Source organism: Vibrio sp. 1-2 (7-a) (genome assembly GCF_013048515.1).
Classification (GTDB): Bacteria; Pseudomonadota; Gammaproteobacteria; order Enterobacterales; family Vibrionaceae; genus Vibrio; species Vibrio diabolicus.
On the sequence record NZ_VHSQ01000004.1, the window covers coordinates 64,660 to 85,484 of the forward strand.

Sequence of the window (20,825 nt, forward strand, 5' to 3'; positions counted from 1 at the left end):
GTGTGTTTCAACAGTTTTAGTTACTACGAGATAAATATGCACCACTTTGGGCGGGGAACTTCCTCTTTCACTCCGCCTGAACTGGACAGTAGACAAGGAGCAAGTTGTATATGCTGTCGTACTTTTTACGCCGTTTGGCGTTGGTGATACCAACGTTTCTCGGGATAACTATTCTTATCTTTGCTATCACTCGTTTCGTGCCGGGCGGACCTGTTGAACGCATGTTGTCACAAATGCAGTCTCAAGGGGATGGTGCCGCATCAATGACGTCTGCTGGTGGCAATACCGCCCTTTCTGATGATCAAATCGCTGAGCTAAATGCGTTTTACGGTCTGGATAAGCCAGTGACAGAAGCGTATGTGGAGTGGCTAAGTCGCTTGGTCGTGCTAGACCTTGGTGAGTCAACACGTTACTACGAACCTGTCTCTGACATGATTGCAGAGCGTTTACCTGTGTCGTTATTTTATGGCGGCATGACCTTTTTTATCAGTTATTTTATCTCGATCCCTCTTGGTTATTACAAGGCGCTCAAGCACGGCTCTGTGTTTGATTCCGCTTCTTCAATACTCATCTTTGTGGGCTATGCATTGCCTGGCTATGTGGTGGGTGTATTGCTCATCACGCTATTTAGTTATCACTTGGAATGGTTTCCTATGGGAGGCTTTGTCGGCGATGACTTCGACGATTACGAAACTTTCTTTGAACGCGCCAAGGACATCATGTGGCACGCGGTGTTGCCTTTAATCTGTTACCTCATTGGCGACTTTGCAACACTGACAATGACGATGAAAAACAACCTGATGGAAAATCTTTCTTCAGACTATATCCGTACAGCTATCGCGAAGGGCTTACCTTTCAAAAAGGCGGTTCGTAAGCACGCGTTGCGTAACAGCTTAATCCCAATCGCGAGTCACTTTGGTAACTCTTTGTTGTTCTTCATGACCGGTGCCTTCCTGATTGAAGTTATCTTCAATATTGATGGCATTGGTTTATTGGGTTACGAATCAATCATGGAGCGTGATTACCCTGTTGTTATGGGTATTGTCGCCATTAATGCGCTGTTGCTGCTCATTGGTAACATTATTTCAGATATTTGTGTTGCTTTAGTCGACCCACGTGTGAAGTTTGGAGCGTAACATGATTAAAGTTAGTCCATTAACTCAAAAGAAAATTCGCCACTTTAAAGAGATCAAACGAGGTTATTGGTCGTTTGTCATTCTCTCAATCATGTTGATCCTGTCGCTCTTTGCTGAACTTCTGATTAATAGTAAAGCGCTAGTCGTCAAGTACGATGGTAGCTACTATTTTCCTGTTGTCAGTGATGTCCGTTTAGGCAGTGAATTCGGCCAAGAGTCATCCAGCGAAGCGGATTATCGCGTACTGCAAAAAGCGTTTGAGGCCGAAGGGAGCGACAACTTTGTTATTTTGCCGCTTGTGCCATGGAACCCATATGAACAGGATTTTAGTGGTGATTTCCCGCCAACAGCGCCTAGTGCCGAAAACAAGCATTATTTAGGTACAGATGTGATAGGTCGCGATATTTTGGCGCGACTTGTCTACGGATTCAGAACGGCAATGGGATTTGCGTTGCTCACCATGGCAATTTCCTACGCGATCGGTACCGCAGTTGGTTGTGCTATGGGTTTTTGGGGCGGTAAATTTGACTTGTTTGTACAGCGACTTATCGAAATCTGGTCAATGGTACCGTTTTTGTACGTCATTATGATTCTTGTCTCAATCGTTCAACCGACGTTCGCTCTCTTTGTCGCTATTAACGTGCTTTTCACCTGGATGGGTATGACATGGTACATGCGGACCATGACTTATAAAGAAGCGGCACGAGAATACGTAATGGCGGCACGTGCTTTAGGGGCATCGACGGGACGTATTTTGTTTAATCACATCCTACCGAATACGATGGTGATGATCGTGACATTGGCGCCGTTCACTATTGCAGCAAACATCACTGCGCTGACCGCTTTGGATTATCTAGGTTTAGGTCTTATGCCACCAACGCCAAGTTGGGGTGAGCTGCTACAACAAGGTAAGTCAAACTTAGACTCGCCATGGATTGTTGCTTCAGTGGTTACTTCCATTGTGTTGGTACTGGTAATGGTGACCTTTATTGGTGAAGCCATTCGAGCGGCCTTCGACCCGAAAAAATTCACACGCTATGTTTAAGCGAGCATTGTGAGCAAAACATAAAAAGGGAAGTTTTATGAAGAAATTATTTTTAGCGTCCACGCTGAGCGCCCTGAGTTTTGGTGCAATGTCAGCAACGCTTCCGACTGACTTAAACTGGCAAACAAACTGGGATGAGCCTCAATATGGTTCGCCTGAAGCGAAACGTGGAGGGACCTATCGCACCTTCATGTCAAGTTTTCCACAGACGTTACGTAGTGTTGGCCCAGACGCCAATGCGGGGTTGCGTTCCTTTATCTTGGATGAAACCCCTGGATTGGTGGTTCGACACCCAGACACTTTAGAGTTCATCCCTGAACTTGCTAATGAGTGGGCGTTAGCTGGCGACAATAAAACCGTCTATTTCAAACTCAATCCAGAAGCCAAATGGTCGGACGGCAAGCCTGTGACTGCCGACGATTTTGTATTCATGCTTAAGTTTTATCGTTCTAAGGATATCCTAGAACCTTGGTACAACGATTATTACAACAAAACCATTGCGGACGTTATTAAGTACGACGCTCATACGTTTGCTGTTAAGGCCGCGAAAGAGTTCAATCCGGAAGAATTATTGCTAAGAATGGGGGCTTTACGCCCTCGTCCCGCACACTTTTATGCCAATCCTTCAAAGGACGAAAATGGTGATGGTATTCACGACAACTTTGTCCGTTACTACAACTTTAAGAGTGAACCAACGACCAGTGCGTACTACCTAGATGATATCAAAAAAGGTAGAAGTGTGACTTTCAAACATGTTGGTGAAGATTGGTGGGGTTACAGCAATAAGTACTACCAAAATCGCTACAATGTCGACAAGATTCGCATCACAGTGATCCGCGATAGCGATATTGCGATGAAGCATTTTGAAAAGGGTAAGTTGGATGCATTTGGTCTGGTTCTGCCAAGTCTATGGCACGATAAATCGAACACAGAACCGTACCAAAAAGGCTACATTCAAAAGTTCTGGGGTTACAACCAATTTCCAGTCGGTGCGGGCGGCGTATGGATGAACACCGCGATGCCTCTACTGGATGATTTAAACGTTCGCAAGGGCATTACTTACGCAATTGATTTTGATGGCATGATTGAAAACATCATGCGTGGTGACTACTCCCGTAAGCCAAACCCGACCGGTTATGGCCATGGTAAATACACCCTACCAGACGCGAAAGCGCCGAAATTTGACCCAGCAAAAGCGGCCGAGGCATTCGAAGCCGCAGGCTTTAACAAAATTGGTTCCGATGGTATTCGTGTCAATGATAAAGGTGAGCGTTTAAGCTTCGAGCTGACCTACGGAACACCTGTTCATACTCCTCGTATTGCATTTTTGCGTGAGCAAGCCAAGCTAGCAGGGTTGGATATTGAGCTCAAGTTGGTTGATGGCTCATCCATGTTCAAATACGTCCGTGAGAAAAAGCACGATTTGGCTTTCTTAGATATGGGGACTTCCGAGATCCCAACGTATTGGGAGTACTTCCATTCAGTCAATGCGAACAAGCCGCAAACTAACTCTTTCACAAACTACAGCACGCCAGAGCTGGATGAAAAGATCATCGAGTATCGTTTTAGCATGGATATGGATAAAAAGATCCAGCTAGGTCATGAGATTCAGCGTGACATCATTGATGCGCACGTTATCGTAACAGGCTACATGATTCCTTATGTCCGCTACGGTCACTGGCGCTGGCTAAAGTTTCCTGATAAGCCAATGAATCGCATGACAGAGGCGTTGTTCAGTGGTGGCATCATTGGGGATGGCACTTACTGGATTGATAGCGATATCAAGAAAGAAACCAAACAAGCGATGAAATCAGGCAAAGCTTTTGAACCTGTCGTCGTCGTAGATGACACTTATAAGCTGTAAGGATTGGTTATGGAAAACGATGTAATCCTAAGTGTTAAAGATCTCGAAGTTGAATTCACCACCGATGATGGACCAGTGAAGGTGCTGCATGGTGTGAACTTTGATGTGAGAGCTGGACGTACACTCGGTCTGGTGGGAGAGTCAGGCAGTGGTAAGAGCGTAACCTCAATGTCGATCATGGGTCTTTTACCTAAGCCATATGGCAACATCATCAAAGGTGAAGTGAATTATCGCGGCACCAACCTAGTTGATTTGCCTGCGGAAGAGATGTACGCCATGCGTGGCGATCGCATTTCGATCATCTTCCAAGATCCGATGACGGCGCTAAATCCAGTACACACCATTGGTCGCCAAATATGTGAAGTGCTTGAACTTCATCGACCTGAGCTCGACAAAAAGGAGCGGGAGGCTTTCTCGATCGAGATGCTGGCAAAAGTCAAAATCCCAATGCCAGAGAAACGATTGAATGAGTATCCCCATAACCTATCTGGCGGTATGCGCCAGCGTGTAATGATCGCGATGGCGTTGGCCTGTAAGCCGGATATTCTGATTTGTGATGAACCGACTACGGCGTTGGATGTTACGGTTCAGGCGTCTATCCTTGAACTGATGAACGAGCTTCAGGAAGAAACGGGCATGGCGATGATCTTCATTACTCACGACCTCGGGGTTGTGGCAGAAGTGTGTGATGATGTTGCCGTGATGTATGGTGGGCGTATTGTCGAAAAAGCAGAAATTTTTGAGTTGTTTGATAACCCGCAGCACCCATATACAGAGCGTTTGATGGGGTTGATGCCGAGCTTAGATAATGAGCCGAAGCAGATGATCGATATCAAGCCTATTGATGCCAGTATGTTTGCCAGTTAACTGGGCAAAGTGAACGAGTCATAAAAGAGGATGTTATGGCAAAAGAAGTATTAAGAATTGAAAATCTTAAGCAGCACTTTGTTTCTGGTAAAGGGCTGTTCAAGAAAGGCTACACCATCAAAGCGGTAGACGGGGTTTCACTGTCTGTTTCTGAAGGTGAAACACTGGGACTAGTTGGTGAGTCAGGTTGTGGTAAAAGCACCCTTGGGCGCACGATCTTAAAGTTATACGAGCCAACGGAAGGTAAGATTTTCTTTGAAGGTAAAGACATCACTAAACTGTCTGTCAAAGAGATGCGATCGCTGCGTAAAGACATGCAAATCGTCTTTCAAGACCCAATGGAATCACTCAATCAGCGTCATACCATCGGTATGATTCTAGAAGAACCGTTTGTTATTCATAAAATCGGTACGCCAGCCGAGCGCAAACAGTGGGTAAAAGAGCTTTTAATCAAAGTGGGCTTGCCAGAAACGGCAGTCAACCGCTATCCACATGAGTTTTCAGGCGGCCAACGTCAGCGTATCGGTATTGCTCGCGCGATAGCATTGAAGCCTAAATTACTGATTTGTGATGAATCGGTATCTGCGTTAGATGTGTCGGTACAGGCACAAATCTTGAACCTATTACTACAACTGCAACAAGAGATGAACTTGGCGATCATCTTTATCTCTCACGATCTCTCTGTGGTGAAACACGTCTCTGACAAAGTTGCCGTGATGTATTTTGGTAAAGTGGTAGAAGCAGGCAGCGCGAAAGAAATTTATGCAAACCCGCAAAACGAGTACACCAAGAAACTCCTATCTGCGATTCCGATCACCCACCCTAAATATCGGAAGAAAAAGCGCCTGGCTGAAAAAAAGCAGCAAGTGGCGTAAGTGATGCCACAGGTCCTATAACACAAAAACGCTCCGCCAAATAAGCGGAGCATTTTTATAGGTCTATGTTAGGTCTTGGTGTTGATTGACGCCTGAGTATTATGATTGATTGAAGATCGTTGCATGCTAAACTCAAGGCCTATCTTCTTTGTCTGGATAATGGACCATGCCGTCGAATTTACCGAAATCCTTTAGTCGACCGTTCCTGAAAATCTTCCATATTTTGGAGGCGGTATTATTAGTCTCTATTACCTTGGCGACGCTGTACGCCATGATGCAAGAGTTTGTACACGTATTTGTCGAGAAGCGTGTCTTACTCACGGATATTCTTTTGATGTTTATCTATCTGGAAGTGCTCGCCATGGTGCAGCAGTTCGTGATGAACGGAAAAATTCCGGTACGCTATCCTATCTATATCGCGATGATGGCGATCGCCCGCTATATCACACTAGGAATGAAAGAACTGGATGCGGTTTTGGTTGTGTGGTTATCTCTGGCAGCGTTTATCTTAGCTGCGGCAACCTTGCTCATCAGAGTCGGGCATCATTATTGGCCCTACGTTGATAATAGAACCTTGGAAAAAGATGAATAAAAGAAAGTCCCGCACTAGCGGGGCTTTTTTGTTTCAATACTCGATGACTTTTAGATCATTCAATATTTTGGATCTGCTCACGCATCTGTTCGATCAGAACTTTCAGTTCAACGCCCGATGCGGTGATGTCGGTGCTGATGGATTTCGACGCTAGCGTGTTCGATTCACGGTTGAACTCTTGCATCATGAAGTCCAGACGACGACCCACTGCGCCACCTTTTTTCAGAATGTTTGTGGTTTCTTTTACGTGAGAGTCCAAGCGATCGAGCTCTTCAGCAACATCCGATTTTTGCGCTAGCAAAATCAACTCTTGCTCGATACGAGACGGATCCAGTTCCACTTTAGCGTCTTCGAACTTCGAGAATAGTCGCTCACGTTGCCATTCTAAAATTTCTGGCATGCGCGCACGCACTTTTACGACTTCTGCAGAAATGGCGTTCAAACGCTGTTCAATCAGCGCTTTCATGTTCTCGCCTTCACGGGCTCGCGCTTCAATAAATTCATCCATTGCGCCATCAAACGCTTCTAGTAGCACTTTATTTACCGCATCCATGTCTTGCTCTGGCGTTTCCATTACCCCCGGCCATTGCATGACTTGAAATGGATTGATTCGGCTCAGTTCACCAGTCATGTGCATGACTTGTTCAGCGGCCTTAATTACCTGGCTAGCAAGCGCTTCGTTGATGCTAAGCTCACCTTTTGCGGCAGGGTTTGCTTCAAAACGCAGATTACATTCCACTTTGCCTCGCGCTAAGCGCTTACGAAAACGCTCGCGTAAAACGGGCTCTAATCCACGAAATTGTTCTGGCATGCGGAAGTATGTTTCTAAATAACGCTGGTTCACGCTGCGGATTTCCCATACCGCAGAACCCCAGTCGCCTTTTACTTCTTTGCGTGCATACGCTGTCATACTGTAAATCATCGAATTTTCCTGTCTTCATTTTTTGAAAATTACTTCAAGAGTGTATCACGCTGCGTCGATAGGTGCGCGGGGTGTATGGATTGTTTATGTTGTGCCAGCGGCGTAACCTATGAATCCGGAATCGATTCCGTTATAATCTTCGCCCAACCAAATCGTCTTCTCCTCATATTTAAGGTAGATGCCCATGCGTCCAAACGATCGCAAGGCGGATCAAGTTCGCCCTATCAAAATTACTCGTAACTACACAGCTTACGCTGAAGGGTCAGTGCTAGTTGAGTTCGGTAACACCAAAGTGTTGTGTAATGCGACCGTCGAAGAATCTGTGCCACGTTGGCTAAAAGGTCAAGGTAAAGGCTGGGTTACAGCTGAATACGGCATGCTACCTCGAGCAACACATTCTCGTACTCGTCGTGAAGCGGCAAGTGGCAAACAAGGCGGCCGTACGATGGAAATTCAGCGTCTTATTGCGCGAAGCTTACGTGCCGTTGTCGATCTAAAAGCCATGGGTGAGTTCATGATCACCGTTGACTGCGACGTTATCCAAGCTGACGGTGGTACGCGTACTGCATCTATCAGCGGCGCAAGTGTTGCAATGGCCGATGCATTCCAACACCTAGTGGATAGCGGTAAGCTAAAAGCGAATCCAATGAAAGGCCACGTAGCTGCGGTTTCTGTCGGCTTGCTAGGCGATGAAGTATTGTGTGACCTTGAGTACGTTGAAGATTCAGCGGCAGACACCGACATGAACGTTGTAATGACCGAAGAAGGTAAGATGATTGAAATTCAGGGCACCGCAGAAGGTGAACCGTTCAGTCACGAACAGCTGATGGCATTGCTCGAGTCGGCGAAAATCGGCATTACGGAAATTGTCGCAGCGCAGAAGGCAGCGTTAGAAAATTAATGATTTATTTAAATAGCTTCCCCGAAAGGAAGCTATTTTTTTGCATATTACTAGGTCCTAGGACCTGATCCCCACACGAAAAGAAAATTGAGAGAAATCCATGAAAGCATACCAGCGTGAGTTTATTGAGTTTGCACTTGAGAAAGAAGTTCTTAAGTTTGGTGAGTTTACTTTGAAATCTGGCCGTAAAAGCCCGTACTTCTTTAACGCTGGTCTTTTCAATACTGGTCGTGATCTCGCACGTCTAGGCCGTTTTTACGCAGCCGCGCTCGCTGATTCTGGCATTGAGTTTGATGTGCTGTTTGGCCCGGCGTACAAAGGTATCCCAATCGCGACGACAACAGCAGTCGCGCTGGCGGATCACCACGATATCGACACGCCTTACTGCTTCAACCGTAAAGAAGCGAAAGATCACGGCGAAGGCGGTAACCTTGTGGGTTCAGCGCTTGAAGGTCGCATCATGCTAGTGGATGACGTAATCACAGCAGGTACTGCGATTCGTGAATCGATGGAAATCATTCAAGCAAATGGCGCAGACCTTGCTGGTGTACTGGTTGCTATCGACCGCCAAGAGAAGGGCAAGGGCGAGCTTTCTGCGATTCAAGAAGTTGAGCGTGACTTTGGTTGTGCCGTGATTTCAATTGTAAGTTTGGGTGATCTTGTGACTTACTTAGAAGAGAAAGGTGACGCTGCTGGGCACTTGGAAGCAGTTAAAGCCTATCGCTCGGAATACGGCATTTAATTTGTTATTTTTCTGAAAAAGTAAAAAGGGCAGATGGATATTCATCTGCCCTTTTTTGTTTTTGGATTTATCGCCTTGACCACTTACTTATAGCGAATGCCTTTCTCGACATGCTCATCTTGCATGGTTTTATAGCGTTTATGGAGCCACATCCATTGCTCTGGAGCGCGTAAAATGACTTCTTCCACATACTTGTTCATATAAGCGGCAGCGGCGACTTCGTCTTTTTGTGGATAATCGGCTTCAATGCACTTATCGGCGATGATGTCGTATTTTCCTTCGTCATTGCGAAACCCTGAGCCTGGGATGATCGCACATTTTGAGGTATACGCCAGAATGCTCGTGCCTGTTGTCGTACACGCATCGTCTACGGCAAAGAAGGGCACAAATACTGATTTTTTGCGACCGTAATCGTGATCCGGTAAATAGAACAGACGCTCACCGCTGCGTAAAACACGAATCATTTTTTTTACATCTTTACGATCAATCAGTTTATTGCCGTTATGTGTCCGTCCCCAATACTGGATAAAGTTATAAGCAGGATTATTATGCGGACGAAACGCGCCGTACCCGGCCACGCCTAACACGGCGAAAGCACGCGCAGTGATCTCTAGATTAAGAGCATGGACACAACAAAGTAGGACGCCTTTACCTTCTTTGGCTTTTTCACGCAGTGCGCCGAGATCTTTCTCGACGATAAGTTTTTTAAAGCGCCAAGTCGGCCAGAACCAAGTGATTCCGGTTTCTATGAGTGCCATACCGGTATTTTTGAAGTTCTCTTCAACAATATGTTGAATCTCTTCAGGTGTTTTGTCTGGAAAGGCCAATTCTAAGTTACGTTGAGCAACGTGGACACGCTTTTTACCGTAGCGCATGCCAAGTTTACCGAGTGAACGACCTAATGAAAGCAGCAGCCGATAAGGAAGAATATTGACGAGGATGGCCAACAGACCAAACCCAAGCCATACGCCCCAGTTACGAGGGTGAAGAAGTGAAAGAGAAAACTCGGGCTGCGTGTATTTGTCTTTACTCATAGTCTTTTACTTTATTTGTGCACTCAAAAGCGCCCAGTACTCGTCAAAGTTTGCAGTCGGCTGGTATTTAAAGTCGCTACGCACAAAGCGGTTTAGGCTCCCCTCAACTTGTCCCAGAATTTGCGCGGCTAGGATGCGCTCTTCGACAGGGAAAGACTTCCCTTCACGAATCTTACGTTCACGCAGGATCTGGCGCAATTGTGTTTCTATGCGCTCAAAGAGTTGATTGATGCGTTCACGTAGGCGTTCATTTTCAAACATTAGAGCATGGCCCGACAAAATGCGTGTCAGACCAGGGTTACGTTCAGAGAACGCCAAAATCAGGTGCATCACCATACGAATACGCTCTAGAGTATCTTTTTCGTCGTCTAGAATACGGTTGATACGTGTCATCAAGGCTTCTTCAATGAACTCAATCAACCCTTCGAACATGCGCGCTTTACTTGGGAAATGACGATACAGCGCGGCTTCTGAAACGCCGACTTGCTTGGCCAGTTTTGCCGTAGTAATGCGTGAAGCGCCTTCTGTTGATTCAAGCATTTCTGCTAATGCTTGTAAGATCTCTTCACGACGGTTGGATTTTTTACTGCCGGCCATTAGTTACTTCCTTTCAAAATACAAAGTTGAGCGGAGGGGATTATAAGACGCTATTTCGCCTCAAACTAGACCACTAAGGGTGGAATGGGAGATTTAACACCCTTAGTTGTCATGTTTGTACCAAATTTATGCCAGCTTTTGTGAAAAGTTGGCAGGGTTTTCAAACGTTAGTTACATCAAGTGATGCATTTTTTCGAGAATTTTAAAGCTCAATGCTTCTTTTGATTCTAAAGCGAGCGCAAGTTCACCCTCAGGCCAGTACAGGGTAATCGCGTTGTCGTTGCTGTTAAATCCTTGCCCTGCAACCGAAACGTCATTCGCACAGATCATATCGAGGTTTTTCTTTGTCAACTTGCCTCGAGCATAGGTCTCTACATCATTGGTTTCAGCCGCAAAACCGACGGTAAACGGACGCTTCTCCGTCATTGCTGCTACAGAAGCAACAATATCAGGATTTTTGACCATATTAATGACCATTTCGTCATTGTCTTCAGTCTTTTTCAACTTTTGAGACGCGATCGTTTGTGGGCGGTAGTCCGCAACGGCAGCGCAGCTAATAAACGCATCATGCTTGTTTGCGTGTGTCATAACGGCTTCGTGCATCTCTTGTGCACTGGAAACATTAATGCGCTCAACACCTACAGGCGTATTTAAACTGACAGGACCGCTCACGAGGGTGACTTTTGCTCCCATCTGCGCTGCGGCGCTCGCCAATGCATAGCCCATTTTCCCGGAGCTATGATTCGTAATGTAACGCACTGGGTCAATCGCTTCGCGAGTTGGGCCTGCGGTGATGAGTATCGACTTACCTTCTAGCAATTTTGGCTGAAAGAACTGTTCACATAGATGCACTAGCTGCATTGGTTCCAGCATTCGACCTGGGCCCACATCGCCACAGGCTTGCTCTCCTGCAGCGGGGCCCCAGATGTGCATACCGCGACGCGCTAACGTTGCGATGTTCTCTTGGGTTGCGATATTGCGATACATCTGTTGATTCATCGCAGGAGAAACTGCAACAGGAGAATCCGTCGCGAGCACGAGCGTGGTAAGCAAATCGTTCCCCATACCTGCAGACATACGTGCGATTAAGTCCGCGGTCGCTGGCGCTAGTAGCACTAAATCTGCCCACTTGGCCAATTCAATATGGCCCATAGAGGCTTCCGCCGCTGGGTCTAATAAACTGTCCGAGACAGGACGGCCCGAAACGGCTTGCATGGTTAAAGGGGTAATGAACTCTTTTGCTGCTTTCGTCATTACAACTTGAACTTGCGCTCCTCTCTCTATGAGGCGACGGGTTAGCTCCGCACATTTATACGCAGCAATACCGCCACTGATGCCGAGTAGAATTTTCTTTCCTGCTAGTGTTTGCATGTGAGATCTCCAATTTGATGACCGGATTTTAACACAATTCAAAGTCTGACCGCCCGAGCATATATAACGAGAAGATAATTCACATCAAACTCCAGAGTATTAATCTGACCGAGGAAGGGAAAATTCTCGCCTACCTCACAGACAAGTTGCGCGGAGTTTGCAAGTCTGAAAAGAAAAAGAGGTAGTGGAAACCATGGTGTTGAAAAGTCGAAACAAATTGCTGCTGATAACCCTAATTCCGCTGTTGTTGATCACCACGTTGATCTCAGTGGTGTATTACATCAACAGCAGTAAAAGTTTGGAAGCGGAGCTGGCAAGAGACAGACAAGAGCTCATCGAAACGAAGAAGAAAGAGCTACAAGCCTACATGATGATGGGCGTGACGGCGATAAAACCGTTATACGACACGGATGTAAATGGAAGTAATAAAGAGGCAGCAAAAGAAATTCTGAAAGCCATGCGCTTTGAAAGCGATGGTTACTTTTTTGCCTACGACTCTCAAGGTGTGAATACGTTACATGCCATCAAACCTTCTTTAGAGGGTAAAAACCTTTACGACTTAAAAGATGAAAATGGGGTCGCAGTTATCGCGGGCTTGATTGATGCTTCTCAAAAAGGGGATGGGTTCCTCTATTTCTCGTGGCACAAACCGACCATTGACGCACAAGCGCCTAAGCTAGGCTATGCAGAATATTTATCGAAATGGGACTGGGTTTTAGGCACTGGTGTTTATATTGATGACATCGACCAGCAAGTTGCGATGCACAGAGAGTTAAAGACTCAAGAGCTAAAAGAGCATACGTTATCTGCCGTGTTGATTTCCGTTGTTGGGTTGATCATTACCAGTGTTCTCACCAGTATCGTGGTGTCGAAAGGCATTCAGCCATTACAACATGTCGCGGCGTCATTGAAAGATGTAGCCGCAGGCGGCGGTGACTTAACGGCTCGTTTAAAAGTCGAAAGTCAGGATGAAGTCGGTGAAGTGGCGGCCGCGTTTAATGAGTTTATGGATAAGCTGCACCCACTGATGCAGGATATCCACCGCTCTGCGACGACAGTACAGACCGTTTCTCAAAGCCTGAACACTCAGACCAGCCAAGCGAGCGGTCAAATGCAGGATCACTGTTTAGAGACGGACAAAGTCGTGACGGCAGTGACACAAATGAGCATGACAGCGAAAGAAGTAGCCAGCAATACCAATGCGACTGCACAGGCGATTGAGGATGCCAACAGTCAAGTCACCGCCGCTCAGCATGAGGTCGAGCAAGCAATAGAAGGCATTACCGAACTCGTGACGGAGATAGATAGCACGTCAGATGCAATTTCTGAGTTGAGTTTACAGACCGAAAAAATAACCAAAGTGCTGGATGTGATTGGCGAGATAGCCGAGCAAACGAATTTGTTGGCCCTAAATGCGGCGATTGAAGCGGCTAGAGCGGGTGAGCAAGGCCGAGGGTTTGCCGTCGTTGCGGATGAAGTTCGCTCGTTAGCCAGTCGTACACAAAATAGTACTCATGAAATTGGCGACATGCTCAAGCAGCTACAAAATGGTGTATCAAGAGCGGTCAGTACGATGTCGGTGAGCCAAAAACGAGGTGTAAAAACGGCGGAAGAATCGGCGCTCATTCAGCAATCTCTTTCTGGTGTTCATCATTCTATCGGTACGATTCGAGATATGGGTATTCAAACCGCGTCTGCCGCCGAAGAGCAAAGTGCGGTTGCAGAAGACATCAACCAAAACTTAGTGGCTATTCAACAGATCGTGAACAACATTAATGAGACGTTGCAGCATGCCGAGTCAATCAGCACGCAGCTATCACAATCTGGAACAGAAATTCACGGCTTGGTTGGCAACTTTAAACTCTGATGAACTGTGAAGTTGCATTGAAAGCACTGATGGTACGAAGAAAGCGAAAGTCATACTCGACTTTCGCTTTTTGTTTTGTGGAATAGGGGCACTTTCCATATAAAGAGACATCAGATGATACTGAAAGCTATGCCAACTGAGTCCATGCCCAGAGAGAAGTTGTTGCTACGAGGACCGCAAGCATTGACCGATGCTGAGCTACTGGCCATCTTCTTGCGCACAGGCACCCGCGGAATGAACGTGATTGAGCTTGCAGACTTCCTTATTCAAGACTTTGGTTCGCTCAGACAACTATTTTCAGCATCAGAGCAAGAGTTTTGTCGTCACAAAGGATTGGGGCAAGCCAAGTATGTTCAGTTGCAAGCGGTACTAGAAATGACGCAACGCTACTTGGCGGAGACGCTAAAGCGTGGTGATGCCTTAACCAGTCCCGACCAAACTAAGTTATATCTGTCTTCTATTTTAAGGGATCGGCAAAGAGAGGCTTTTTATATTCTTTTTCTCGATAACCAGCACCGAGTGATAAAAGATGAAATTTTATTTGAAGGAACGTTGGATGCCGCGTCGGTTTATCCGAGAGAAGTCGTCAAGCGAGCTCTGCATCATAATGCGGCGGCTTTGATTTTGGCGCACAATCATCCTTCAGGCGTTGCTGAGCCGAGCCAAGCTGACAGAAGGATTACAAGGCGTCTCACCGACGCATTAGCATTGGTGGATATTCGTATTTTGGACCATTTCGTCATCGGAGATGGGGAAAGTGTCTCTTTTGCTGAAAGAGGCTGGATATAACTGTGCGTTTTTTAGGTTGTTAGTTGCTAAAAATCTGCTATCATCCACGCCACTAAATTTTTAACTGAATTCAGCTTGGACTGCTAAAAAAATCTGCTGTCTAAAAAAAGATCACGAAAACCTGTAAAAAGGATCTGTTCGGGTCTTGAGCAATGCATATCAAGTTAGTATAATGCGCGACCTTTGATAGCCTTGTATGGATTTTCCATAGCGGTTCTTAACCTCTAACTTCTTTTCGAGAGATAGAGAGGTTCGGCCACCAAGGTTGATATCGAGCTGAAACGATTTTGGAGAAGACATTCATGTCACGAGTATGCCAAGTAACTGGTAAGCGTCCAGTAACGGGTAACAACCGTTCACACGCACGAAATGCTACTAAGCGTCGTTTTCTGCCGAACCTACAAACTCATCGTTTCTGGGTAGAGAGCGAAAAACGTTTTGTTAAACTACGTCTATCTGCTAAAGGTATGCGCATCATCGACAAGAAAGGTATTGATACTGTTCTTGCAGACATGCGTGCACGTGGCGAAAACGTTTAAGAGGAAATAAGCAATGGCAAAGAAAGGCGTTCGTGAGAAAATCCGTCTAGTATCTTCTGCAGGTACAGGCCACTTCTACACAACTGATAAGAACAAGCGTAACATGCCAGGCAAATTTGAGATCAAAAAGTTTGATCCAGTAGTTCGCCAGCACGTTATGTACAAAGAAGCAAAAATCAAATAATTGGTTTCAGTCTCTTTGATGAATTGAAAAACCCAACTTTCGAGTTGGGTTTTTTATTACCTGAATAAAAAAGTGCTGAAAAAAGTGTTCAGTACGTTATCGGATTATAAAGCACTGCTGAAGTCATTTTATCGGTCCGACGCTACACTAGAATTTTTGATTTATCGCTCTCTACCGCTTTGCCATCACTTCTCTACACACTTGCACACCGTTGTTCTAGTCAAGCTCAATACTCTTTGGTAGTTTACTCATAACTATAAGAGAGTAGAGATGGTTATGCGTGTGAGTCCGGCTCGTCGCCGCCGATGGAACAATATTCTTATTCTGGGCATTATCGCGTTTATAGTGATCTTAAATGCGCCGATGTGGATCAAAACTTACCTATTAACAGACCAAGCAGACCCCTACCCAAATGTACTTCGCTCCGATTATACGGTGGAGTCTTTGTACTATAGTGGCTGGGAGTTCGAACTGCATGATGGACGGTGGCAATCTAACGTCAAAGTCGATGCACCGATCAGTGAACTTGTATCACGCTGGCAATCATTGGAAGGGACCGAGCTTACCTCGGAACAGTTCGATCATTTAAAACCTAACCTGACGATACCTGAAACGGTAGAAGTTTGGTATCAGGATCTCGAAGAGCCGCAGCGGGTAACTTTCTTTCGTTTACCTGATTTTTGGCTATTTAAAACCTGGCAAGACAAATGGGTCGCTATCTCCGTCGATGAAAACTACCTTATGCCAGAGTAAAGCCTTTTTGCGTCTATACCCCTAATAAGCTTCCCTATTTATCGTTTTTCTTTTCGATTATGCTAGCAGCGAGAACTATTAGCCGGTGAATTGGAGAATCTAATGCCTGAGTTGCCAGAAGTTGAAGTCAGTCGTATGGGAATTAGCCCCCACATGGTTGGACAAACGATCCAGTCGTTTACTTTTCGAACGCCGAAATTGCGCTGGGATATTCCTATAGAGCTTAAAAAATTGGAAGGGCAGGTGATCCGTGCGATTAGCCGTCGCGCGAAATACTTACTGATCGAGACAAACACAGGTACAGCCATTGTTCACTTGGGCATGTCGGGGTCTTTACGTGTCCTAGATGCCGACTTTCCGCCAGCAAAGCACGATCATGTGGATCTCAAACTAAGCAGTGGAAAAATACTGCGTTATAACGATCCGCGTCGTTTTGGGGCATGGCTGTGGTGTGCTCCTGGCGAGTCACATGCTGTACTAGCAAACATGGGGCCTGAGCCTTTAACTGAAGAGTTCAATGCGGAATATGTAGCGGAGAAAGCTAAAAATAAGCGTGTCGCCGTCAAGCAGTTCATCATGGACAACAAAGTCGTGGTTGGTGTCGGGAACATCTACGCGAATGAGTCGTTGTTTAAATCTCGAATTCACCCTTCAAGGCCTGCAGGTAAGCTGACTTCTCAAGAGTGGGGGTTACTTGTTGAAAATATCAAAATGACACTTGAGATTGCCATTACGCAAGGTGGGACTACGCTGAAAGACTTTGCGCAAGCCGATGGAAAGCCGGGTTACTTTGCACAAGAGTTATTAGTTTACGGAAAAGCCGGAGAGCCATGCCCAGAATGCGGCGAACGACTTCAAGAGCTAAAAATAGGGCAGCGTAATACCTTCTTTTGTAGTGAGTGTCAGAAATAATAGGCTTGGAGAGTTATTGATAGTTCACGCTCAACAATGAGTATCCTTGCTAATAATTATAGGGGTAGATACTATATTGAGCTGCACTAAATCAGCTGAGGGTTTAACGGTGGAACTAAGCAGTAATACACCATTGAAAGTGTTTGTTATTACAACTGGAAATGAAGAGCGAGTAAATCGCATTCAAAATTACCTAAAGGGTATCGATTTTGAATTTGTTTACTCAGATTCTTATGATGATCTTCTTAAGCTAGAGAAAGAGTATGAAAGTTACTCTCATAAGTTTCGCCAAAAAGCGATCATGGCTGGAGAGATTGGTTGTTTTAAGACACACTCTCAAGCATGGGAATTGATTGTTGCGTCTGGAACGCCTGCGATTGTTCTTGAAGACAATATTGAGTTCATCGGTGAAGCATCAAGATTACTTGCTGATGACGTACTATCTTATATCCAAAGTTGTGGCTTAGTGAATTTTACTAACTTCTGCTACATTTTAGACCCAGAAAAACCTTTTAAAATATCAGATGTAAAAGAAAAGAAGCCGTTTCCAACCGTGTGTTATGGCATTACACCATTAAGAGCTAGAGATCTATTAAGCAGCATGAGAAAAACGGCTTATGCTGTGCCAATTGACAAGTGGTTAGCGATTCCCAAATTAAGTGGTTGTTATGGTTACATCAGCCCAATAGTGGTAGCGAAAAGAGAAGATAACCTGACTAGTATTGCTAATAAACGTAAGGGGAAAAAGACTTTTAATCCCCTTAACATGATTCAGCGTGTTATCAATAAAATTAAGTACAACTACTAGTTATTTCAGGGTTACCTAATAGATTTAGGTAACCCTTTTCTTCGTTTCTGCAAGATTAAAATACTTCTCTGCGACCAATAGAGAAATCAACCTTTCTCGTTTGGTGTCTTTAAATTGCTCAACCCACTGATGAGCATTCTGTATAATTTCTTCTGCCTTGTCAGGGTGTTCTAAGTAGTAGTCCATTTTTTCATCTAGGTCAGAAAAATCATCTTTGACTTGAACAAAGTGCACACCCGCTTTTAGTTTTCCTTCCATAAACCATGTTTCATAGCGCAGCTTAGGGGTGAAGCACAAAGAGTTGGAGGACATGATCCACTTAAGATTGGTTGCGACGTCCATTCCCTCCAAGCTCAAAATGAATTTGTACTCAAGTTGTTCTGAGATACTCATTGAAGGGGTCACGTAGCTCAGTTGTTCTGGATCTTTATCCTGCGTATCCACTCGACCGATATTACAGCGAGGATTATGGAAATGACGAGAAAGTAGTTTTCTTCGATTTGGTCGAAATCCCGTCCCACGCCATACAATCATGTCTTTTTTAGTTTGGTACGGCTTGTCTTTGTCCACAAAAAAGTAGTGTCTAACGGCGTTTAGCTTTAGTAGGACCGAGTTGGTGTTCTCTCCTTTAATAGGTCGACTTTTTAAAAAACTCGGCTCGTTTGGTACATCAATGACATCGCCATTGACATATTTGAAGACAGCCTTTTTGGGGAAGCATTTAATAACCTTCAATAGATCATAGTAATAAGCGCTGCCGCCCGTTTTTTTAAAGTCTTTTACTTTCGTAAGGTCTGGAGGAGTCAGTTCGAAGCTCGTGGTATGTTTATTGTAATAATTAACGCGTTCACGCAAGTACTCTTCATCATAACTTGGGGCTTGTGCTAATAGTTTTTTTGCGGAATAACGAAACAAAAAAGAAGGTAAATAAGCGAGTATTCCGTTAGATAAGTAATACTTTAACTTTTTCATGCTGAACGTAGTTTTTCTAAGATGGCTGTGTTTACAGGGCTCGGAACGAATTGGGCGACATTTCCACCATGAATCGCTACTTCTCTTACTATTGTTGAGGACAAGAACGCGAACTCTTCTGAAGGGGTAAGAAAAATACTTTCTAGTCCGGGTAGTAACTTACGGTACATACTCGTCAAACCAAACTCGTACTCAAAGTCCATTGTTGTGCGAAGTCCTCTGATTAGGATCGAAGCTTGTTGTTCTTTGGCGAAATCCACAAGTAAACCACTAAAGCCGACAACGCTGACATTGCTTAAGTGTTGACAGCATTGGTGGACCAGTTCTACACGCTCATCCAATGAGAACATGGTGTTTTTCGAAGGGCTAGCTGCAACTCCAATTGTTACTGAGTCGAACATTTTTGCTGTGCGTTCGATTAAATCTAAATGGCCATTGGTAATTGGATCGAAAGTTCCAGGATAGATAACCTTTTTATTCATCGCTGCAATCCTCTGAAATAAACTGATCAACACCATTCTCACAACGCTTAAGCTTGTTTTTAATGGTATTATCTAAGATTTCATCGTTTTGGCTCAGTGACGCACGAGAGTTTTCTACGTGATACAAGTGGTAGCCTACACCTGCGAATTTTAGGTAAAGACGTGACTTACCCGCATTCAACATGCGATGAACAAACTCGCTGTCTTCGCGTCCCCATCCAACAAAATCTTGGTTGAAGCCATTCACCTCGATGGCATCTTGTCGCCAAAACGCCATGTTGCAACCGCGAGTGGCTTTATCGTTATTGCGCTCGTAAGAGAACCATTTCGATAGCAAAGCGTTGGTGATGCAGTTTTTACGATTACGAATGCCTTTGCTGAAGATAGAAGGCACTAAGCCGTTTTCCATGATGGCCTTGCTGCAGTTTTCATCCGTTAACACACGCCCACCCTGCACAAACCAATTTGGCTTTGCGACTTGCTTATGTGATTCAATAAACGTTTGAGATAACACCATGTCGCCATCAATCATGATGAGGTAGTCACCTGATGCTTTTGCGATCGCACGGTTGCGGCTCATTGAAAGTTGAAAGCCATTATCTTCGTGCCAGCTATGAATAAGTGGTACTGGAAAGCCGTCACGCAGTTGGTCGATCATTGCTTTGGTATCGTCTCGAGAACCGTCATCTGCAACGATGACTTCATCAGGCAAAACGGTTTGACGTTTCACGCTTTCTAACACCGCTTTTAATGCTTCTTTCCAGTTGTAAGTGGTGATAATTAAAGTCGTTTTCATGATTTTTTTGCCTGTTCACGTAAGTAGAGGTCGATATATTTTACAAAAGTAGAGTGCATGCTTAGCCAAGCTAGAATGAAGCCATGCTTGCCATCAAGGAAGCCTCGTTTGAGCACATACATCTTCAAAAAGCTCGCAAGAGCGTGAACGATAGCGGTCGTTAACCCCGCTTTCTTTTTACCTTCACGTTCATCCGTCCAGGCTTTAAGGTAACCAGTGGTTTTATTGATGTAATGATGAAGGTGCTCGTAAGTGTAGTGATGCAGTCGACCATCCAGCTTTTCAGTTTGATAGTTTTTCTCATCAACTTTTTCATGAACGAGCGAATTATTATATTGCGTATATTCGGTGCGATATAAGCGCACAATCCAGTCTGGAGACCAACCAGAGTGGTAGATGAACTTACCAAACGCTGAGCTTAGTCGATTAAGCTTGTATAAAACGTTCGGCTTATTGGCTGATACCGCGTGTAAGATACTTTCTTTTAGCTCTGGAGTGACTTGTTCGTCCGCATCAAGCCACAAAACGTAGTCTGCCGTAACGTATTGCTGCGCAAGTTGGCGTTGTTTACCGAAACCTGGCCAATCTAGGTTGGTGTAAAACTTATCTGTGTATTGTCGGGCGATTTCTTCGGTGCGATCGGTGCTGCCCGAGTCTAGAAGGACAATCTCATCGACCCAATCTTTTACTGTGTCTAGACAAGCTTGTAAGTGCTTCTCTTCATTTTTTACAATTAAGGCAACGGCTAAGGTTGGTTTGGACAAGGTCATTTCCTTC

At 45.1% G+C, this 20,825-nt stretch carries 23 protein-coding genes; 15 read left to right on the forward strand and 8 right to left on the reverse strand.

Going from position 1 to position 20,825, the window contains the following annotated elements:
• Window positions 1-110: 110 nt before the first annotated feature.
• The 6 genes from FKN08_RS12775 to FKN08_RS12800 all read left to right on the forward strand — a co-directional run bounded on the left by FKN08_RS12775 (window position 111) and on the right by FKN08_RS12800 (window position 6,379).
• Window positions 111-1,136, forward strand: coding sequence for an ABC transporter permease subunit (locus FKN08_RS12775; protein WP_005394935.1), 1,026 nt, complete (start codon window positions 111-113; stop codon window positions 1,134-1,136).
• A gap of 1 nt (window position 1,137) precedes the next feature.
• Entirely contained in the window at window positions 1,138-2,181 is a 1,044-nt protein-coding gene (locus tag FKN08_RS12780; RefSeq protein WP_005394934.1) for an ABC transporter permease subunit, read from the forward strand.
• Between the two features lie 37 nt (window positions 2,182-2,218).
• The gene (locus FKN08_RS12785; protein ID WP_005394933.1) at window positions 2,219-4,045 is read left to right on the forward strand and encodes an extracellular solute-binding protein; all 1,827 of its coding nucleotides are present in this window, start codon (window positions 2,219-2,221) and stop codon (window positions 4,043-4,045) included.
• A 9-nt stretch (window positions 4,046-4,054) separates the two neighbouring features.
• Complete coding sequence (locus FKN08_RS12790; protein WP_005394932.1) at window positions 4,055-4,912, forward strand: ABC transporter ATP-binding protein; 858 nt, start codon at window positions 4,055-4,057, stop codon at window positions 4,910-4,912.
• A 35-nt stretch (window positions 4,913-4,947) separates the two neighbouring features.
• Entirely contained in the window at window positions 4,948-5,787 is an 840-nt protein-coding gene (locus tag FKN08_RS12795; RefSeq protein ID WP_005394930.1) for an ABC transporter ATP-binding protein, read from the forward strand.
• A 166-nt stretch (window positions 5,788-5,953) separates the two neighbouring features.
• The gene (locus tag FKN08_RS12800; RefSeq protein ID WP_012841209.1) at window positions 5,954-6,379 is read left to right on the forward strand and encodes a phosphate-starvation-inducible PsiE family protein; all 426 of its coding nucleotides are present in this window, start codon (window positions 5,954-5,956) and stop codon (window positions 6,377-6,379) included.
• A 55-nt stretch (window positions 6,380-6,434) separates the two neighbouring features.
• Here FKN08_RS12800 and FKN08_RS12805 read toward each other — a convergent pair whose 3' ends face one another.
• Window positions 6,435-7,301, reverse strand: coding sequence for a YicC/YloC family endoribonuclease (locus FKN08_RS12805; protein WP_046874112.1), 867 nt, complete (start codon window positions 7,299-7,301; stop codon window positions 6,435-6,437).
• A gap of 184 nt (window positions 7,302-7,485) precedes the next feature.
• Between FKN08_RS12805 and rph the strand changes: the two genes are divergently transcribed.
• Both rph and pyrE read left to right on the forward strand, forming a co-directional pair.
• On the forward strand, window positions 7,486-8,202 hold the full coding sequence (rph, locus tag FKN08_RS12810; protein ID WP_005395768.1) for a ribonuclease PH: 717 nt from the start codon (window positions 7,486-7,488) through the stop codon (window positions 8,200-8,202).
• Window positions 8,203-8,302: 100 nt separating this feature from the next.
• Window positions 8,303-8,944 (forward strand): orotate phosphoribosyltransferase, encoded by a 642-nt coding sequence (gene pyrE, locus FKN08_RS12815; protein ID WP_170892259.1) that lies wholly within the window; start codon window positions 8,303-8,305, stop codon window positions 8,942-8,944.
• A gap of 83 nt (window positions 8,945-9,027) precedes the next feature.
• Here the strand turns inward: pyrE and FKN08_RS12820 are convergent, their stop codons facing one another.
• From FKN08_RS12820 to coaBC, 3 genes are all read right to left on the reverse strand, one after another.
• Window positions 9,028-9,978: a Kdo(2)-lipid IV(A) acyltransferase gene (locus FKN08_RS12820; protein WP_047009418.1), complete on the reverse strand. Its 951-nt coding sequence runs from the start codon at window positions 9,976-9,978 to the stop codon at window positions 9,028-9,030.
• A gap of 6 nt (window positions 9,979-9,984) precedes the next feature.
• Entirely contained in the window at window positions 9,985-10,575 is a 591-nt protein-coding gene (slmA, locus tag FKN08_RS12825) for a nucleoid occlusion factor SlmA (protein WP_005395778.1), read from the reverse strand.
• 171 nt (window positions 10,576-10,746) lie between these two features.
• The gene (gene coaBC / locus FKN08_RS12830) at window positions 10,747-11,946 is read right to left on the reverse strand and encodes a bifunctional phosphopantothenoylcysteine decarboxylase/phosphopantothenate--cysteine ligase CoaBC (protein ID WP_065646539.1); all 1,200 of its coding nucleotides are present in this window, start codon (window positions 11,944-11,946) and stop codon (window positions 10,747-10,749) included.
• A 193-nt stretch (window positions 11,947-12,139) separates the two neighbouring features.
• On the opposite strand from coaBC, the gene FKN08_RS12835 reads away from it, so the two are divergent.
• The 7 genes from FKN08_RS12835 (at window position 12,140) to FKN08_RS12865 (ending at window position 17,798) form a co-directional block, all read left to right on the forward strand.
• Complete coding sequence (locus FKN08_RS12835) at window positions 12,140-13,813, forward strand: methyl-accepting chemotaxis protein (protein ID WP_085343399.1); 1,674 nt, start codon at window positions 12,140-12,142, stop codon at window positions 13,811-13,813.
• A gap of 114 nt (window positions 13,814-13,927) precedes the next feature.
• Window positions 13,928-14,602, forward strand: coding sequence for a DNA repair protein RadC (radC, locus tag FKN08_RS12840; protein WP_170892260.1), 675 nt, complete (start codon window positions 13,928-13,930; stop codon window positions 14,600-14,602).
• Window positions 14,603-14,904: 302 nt separating this feature from the next.
• Entirely contained in the window at window positions 14,905-15,141 is a 237-nt protein-coding gene (rpmB, locus tag FKN08_RS12845; RefSeq protein ID WP_005384783.1) for a 50S ribosomal protein L28, read from the forward strand.
• Between the two features lie 13 nt (window positions 15,142-15,154).
• Window positions 15,155-15,325, forward strand: coding sequence for a 50S ribosomal protein L33 (gene rpmG, locus FKN08_RS12850; RefSeq protein WP_004410866.1), 171 nt, complete (start codon window positions 15,155-15,157; stop codon window positions 15,323-15,325).
• Window positions 15,326-15,601: 276 nt separating this feature from the next.
• Window positions 15,602-16,078: a hypothetical protein gene (locus tag FKN08_RS12855; protein ID WP_164666573.1), complete on the forward strand. Its 477-nt coding sequence runs from the start codon at window positions 15,602-15,604 to the stop codon at window positions 16,076-16,078.
• Window positions 16,079-16,180: 102 nt separating this feature from the next.
• The gene (gene mutM, locus FKN08_RS12860; protein ID WP_134647600.1) at window positions 16,181-16,990 is read left to right on the forward strand and encodes a bifunctional DNA-formamidopyrimidine glycosylase/DNA-(apurinic or apyrimidinic site) lyase; all 810 of its coding nucleotides are present in this window, start codon (window positions 16,181-16,183) and stop codon (window positions 16,988-16,990) included.
• 109 nt (window positions 16,991-17,099) lie between these two features.
• Window positions 17,100-17,798: a glycosyltransferase family 25 protein gene (locus FKN08_RS12865; RefSeq protein ID WP_154647399.1), complete on the forward strand. Its 699-nt coding sequence runs from the start codon at window positions 17,100-17,102 to the stop codon at window positions 17,796-17,798.
• A gap of 24 nt (window positions 17,799-17,822) precedes the next feature.
• Here the strand turns inward: FKN08_RS12865 and FKN08_RS12870 are convergent, their stop codons facing one another.
• Genes FKN08_RS12870 through FKN08_RS12885 form a run of 4 tightly spaced genes read right to left on the reverse strand, consistent with a single transcriptional unit; the run spans window position 17,823 to window position 20,812 of the window.
• The gene (locus tag FKN08_RS12870) at window positions 17,823-18,770 is read right to left on the reverse strand and encodes a glycosyl transferase family 90 (protein WP_006742527.1); all 948 of its coding nucleotides are present in this window, start codon (window positions 18,768-18,770) and stop codon (window positions 17,823-17,825) included.
• The gene (coaD, locus tag FKN08_RS12875) at window positions 18,767-19,252 is read right to left on the reverse strand and encodes a pantetheine-phosphate adenylyltransferase (protein WP_012841191.1); all 486 of its coding nucleotides are present in this window, start codon (window positions 19,250-19,252) and stop codon (window positions 18,767-18,769) included. The genes FKN08_RS12870 and coaD overlap by 4 nt, the downstream gene beginning before the upstream one ends.
• Window positions 19,245-20,048, reverse strand: coding sequence for a glycosyltransferase family 2 protein (locus FKN08_RS12880; protein WP_170892261.1), 804 nt, complete (start codon window positions 20,046-20,048; stop codon window positions 19,245-19,247). Before FKN08_RS12880 ends, coaD begins: the two co-directional genes overlap by 8 nt.
• The gene (locus tag FKN08_RS12885; protein WP_170892262.1) at window positions 20,045-20,812 is read right to left on the reverse strand and encodes a glycosyltransferase family 2 protein; all 768 of its coding nucleotides are present in this window, start codon (window positions 20,810-20,812) and stop codon (window positions 20,045-20,047) included. Before FKN08_RS12885 ends, FKN08_RS12880 begins: the two co-directional genes overlap by 4 nt.
• Window positions 20,813-20,825: the final 13 nt, after the last annotated feature.

What these genes read in the sequence shown, in the direction of transcription:
- FKN08_RS12775 (WP_005394935.1), top strand. Translation starts at nt 111, where the DNA reads ATGCTGTCGTACTTTTTACGCCGTTTGGCGTTGGTGATACCAACGTTT.
- FKN08_RS12780 (WP_005394934.1), top strand. Translation starts at nt 1,138, where the DNA reads ATGATTAAAGTTAGTCCATTAACTCAAAAGAAAATTCGCCACTTTAAA.
- FKN08_RS12785 (WP_005394933.1), top strand. Translation starts at nt 2,219, where the DNA reads ATGAAGAAATTATTTTTAGCGTCCACGCTGAGCGCCCTGAGTTTTGGT.
- FKN08_RS12790 (WP_005394932.1), top strand. Translation starts at nt 4,055, where the DNA reads ATGGAAAACGATGTAATCCTAAGTGTTAAAGATCTCGAAGTTGAATTC.
- FKN08_RS12795 (WP_005394930.1), top strand. Translation starts at nt 4,948, where the DNA reads ATGGCAAAAGAAGTATTAAGAATTGAAAATCTTAAGCAGCACTTTGTT.
- FKN08_RS12800 (WP_012841209.1), top strand. Translation starts at nt 5,954, where the DNA reads ATGCCGTCGAATTTACCGAAATCCTTTAGTCGACCGTTCCTGAAAATC.
- FKN08_RS12805 (WP_046874112.1), bottom strand. Translation starts at nt 7,301, where the DNA reads ATGATTTACAGTATGACAGCGTATGCACGCAAAGAAGTAAAAGGCGAC.
- rph (WP_005395768.1), top strand. Translation starts at nt 7,486, where the DNA reads ATGCGTCCAAACGATCGCAAGGCGGATCAAGTTCGCCCTATCAAAATT.
- pyrE (WP_170892259.1), top strand. Translation starts at nt 8,303, where the DNA reads ATGAAAGCATACCAGCGTGAGTTTATTGAGTTTGCACTTGAGAAAGAA.
- FKN08_RS12820 (WP_047009418.1), bottom strand. Translation starts at nt 9,978, where the DNA reads ATGAGTAAAGACAAATACACGCAGCCCGAGTTTTCTCTTTCACTTCTT.
- slmA (WP_005395778.1), bottom strand. Translation starts at nt 10,575, where the DNA reads ATGGCCGGCAGTAAAAAATCCAACCGTCGTGAAGAGATCTTACAAGCA.
- coaBC (WP_065646539.1), bottom strand. Translation starts at nt 11,946, where the DNA reads ATGCAAACACTAGCAGGAAAGAAAATTCTACTCGGCATCAGTGGCGGT.
- FKN08_RS12835 (WP_085343399.1), top strand. Translation starts at nt 12,140, where the DNA reads ATGGTGTTGAAAAGTCGAAACAAATTGCTGCTGATAACCCTAATTCCG.
- radC (WP_170892260.1), top strand. Translation starts at nt 13,928, where the DNA reads ATGATACTGAAAGCTATGCCAACTGAGTCCATGCCCAGAGAGAAGTTG.
- rpmB (WP_005384783.1), top strand. Translation starts at nt 14,905, where the DNA reads ATGTCACGAGTATGCCAAGTAACTGGTAAGCGTCCAGTAACGGGTAAC.
- rpmG (WP_004410866.1), top strand. Translation starts at nt 15,155, where the DNA reads ATGGCAAAGAAAGGCGTTCGTGAGAAAATCCGTCTAGTATCTTCTGCA.
- FKN08_RS12855 (WP_164666573.1), top strand. Translation starts at nt 15,602, where the DNA reads ATGCGTGTGAGTCCGGCTCGTCGCCGCCGATGGAACAATATTCTTATT.
- mutM (WP_134647600.1), top strand. Translation starts at nt 16,181, where the DNA reads ATGCCTGAGTTGCCAGAAGTTGAAGTCAGTCGTATGGGAATTAGCCCC.
- FKN08_RS12870 (WP_006742527.1), bottom strand. Translation starts at nt 18,770, where the DNA reads ATGAAAAAGTTAAAGTATTACTTATCTAACGGAATACTCGCTTATTTA.
- coaD (WP_012841191.1), bottom strand. Translation starts at nt 19,252, where the DNA reads ATGAATAAAAAGGTTATCTATCCTGGAACTTTCGATCCAATTACCAAT.
- FKN08_RS12880 (WP_170892261.1), bottom strand. Translation starts at nt 20,048, where the DNA reads ATGAAAACGACTTTAATTATCACCACTTACAACTGGAAAGAAGCATTA.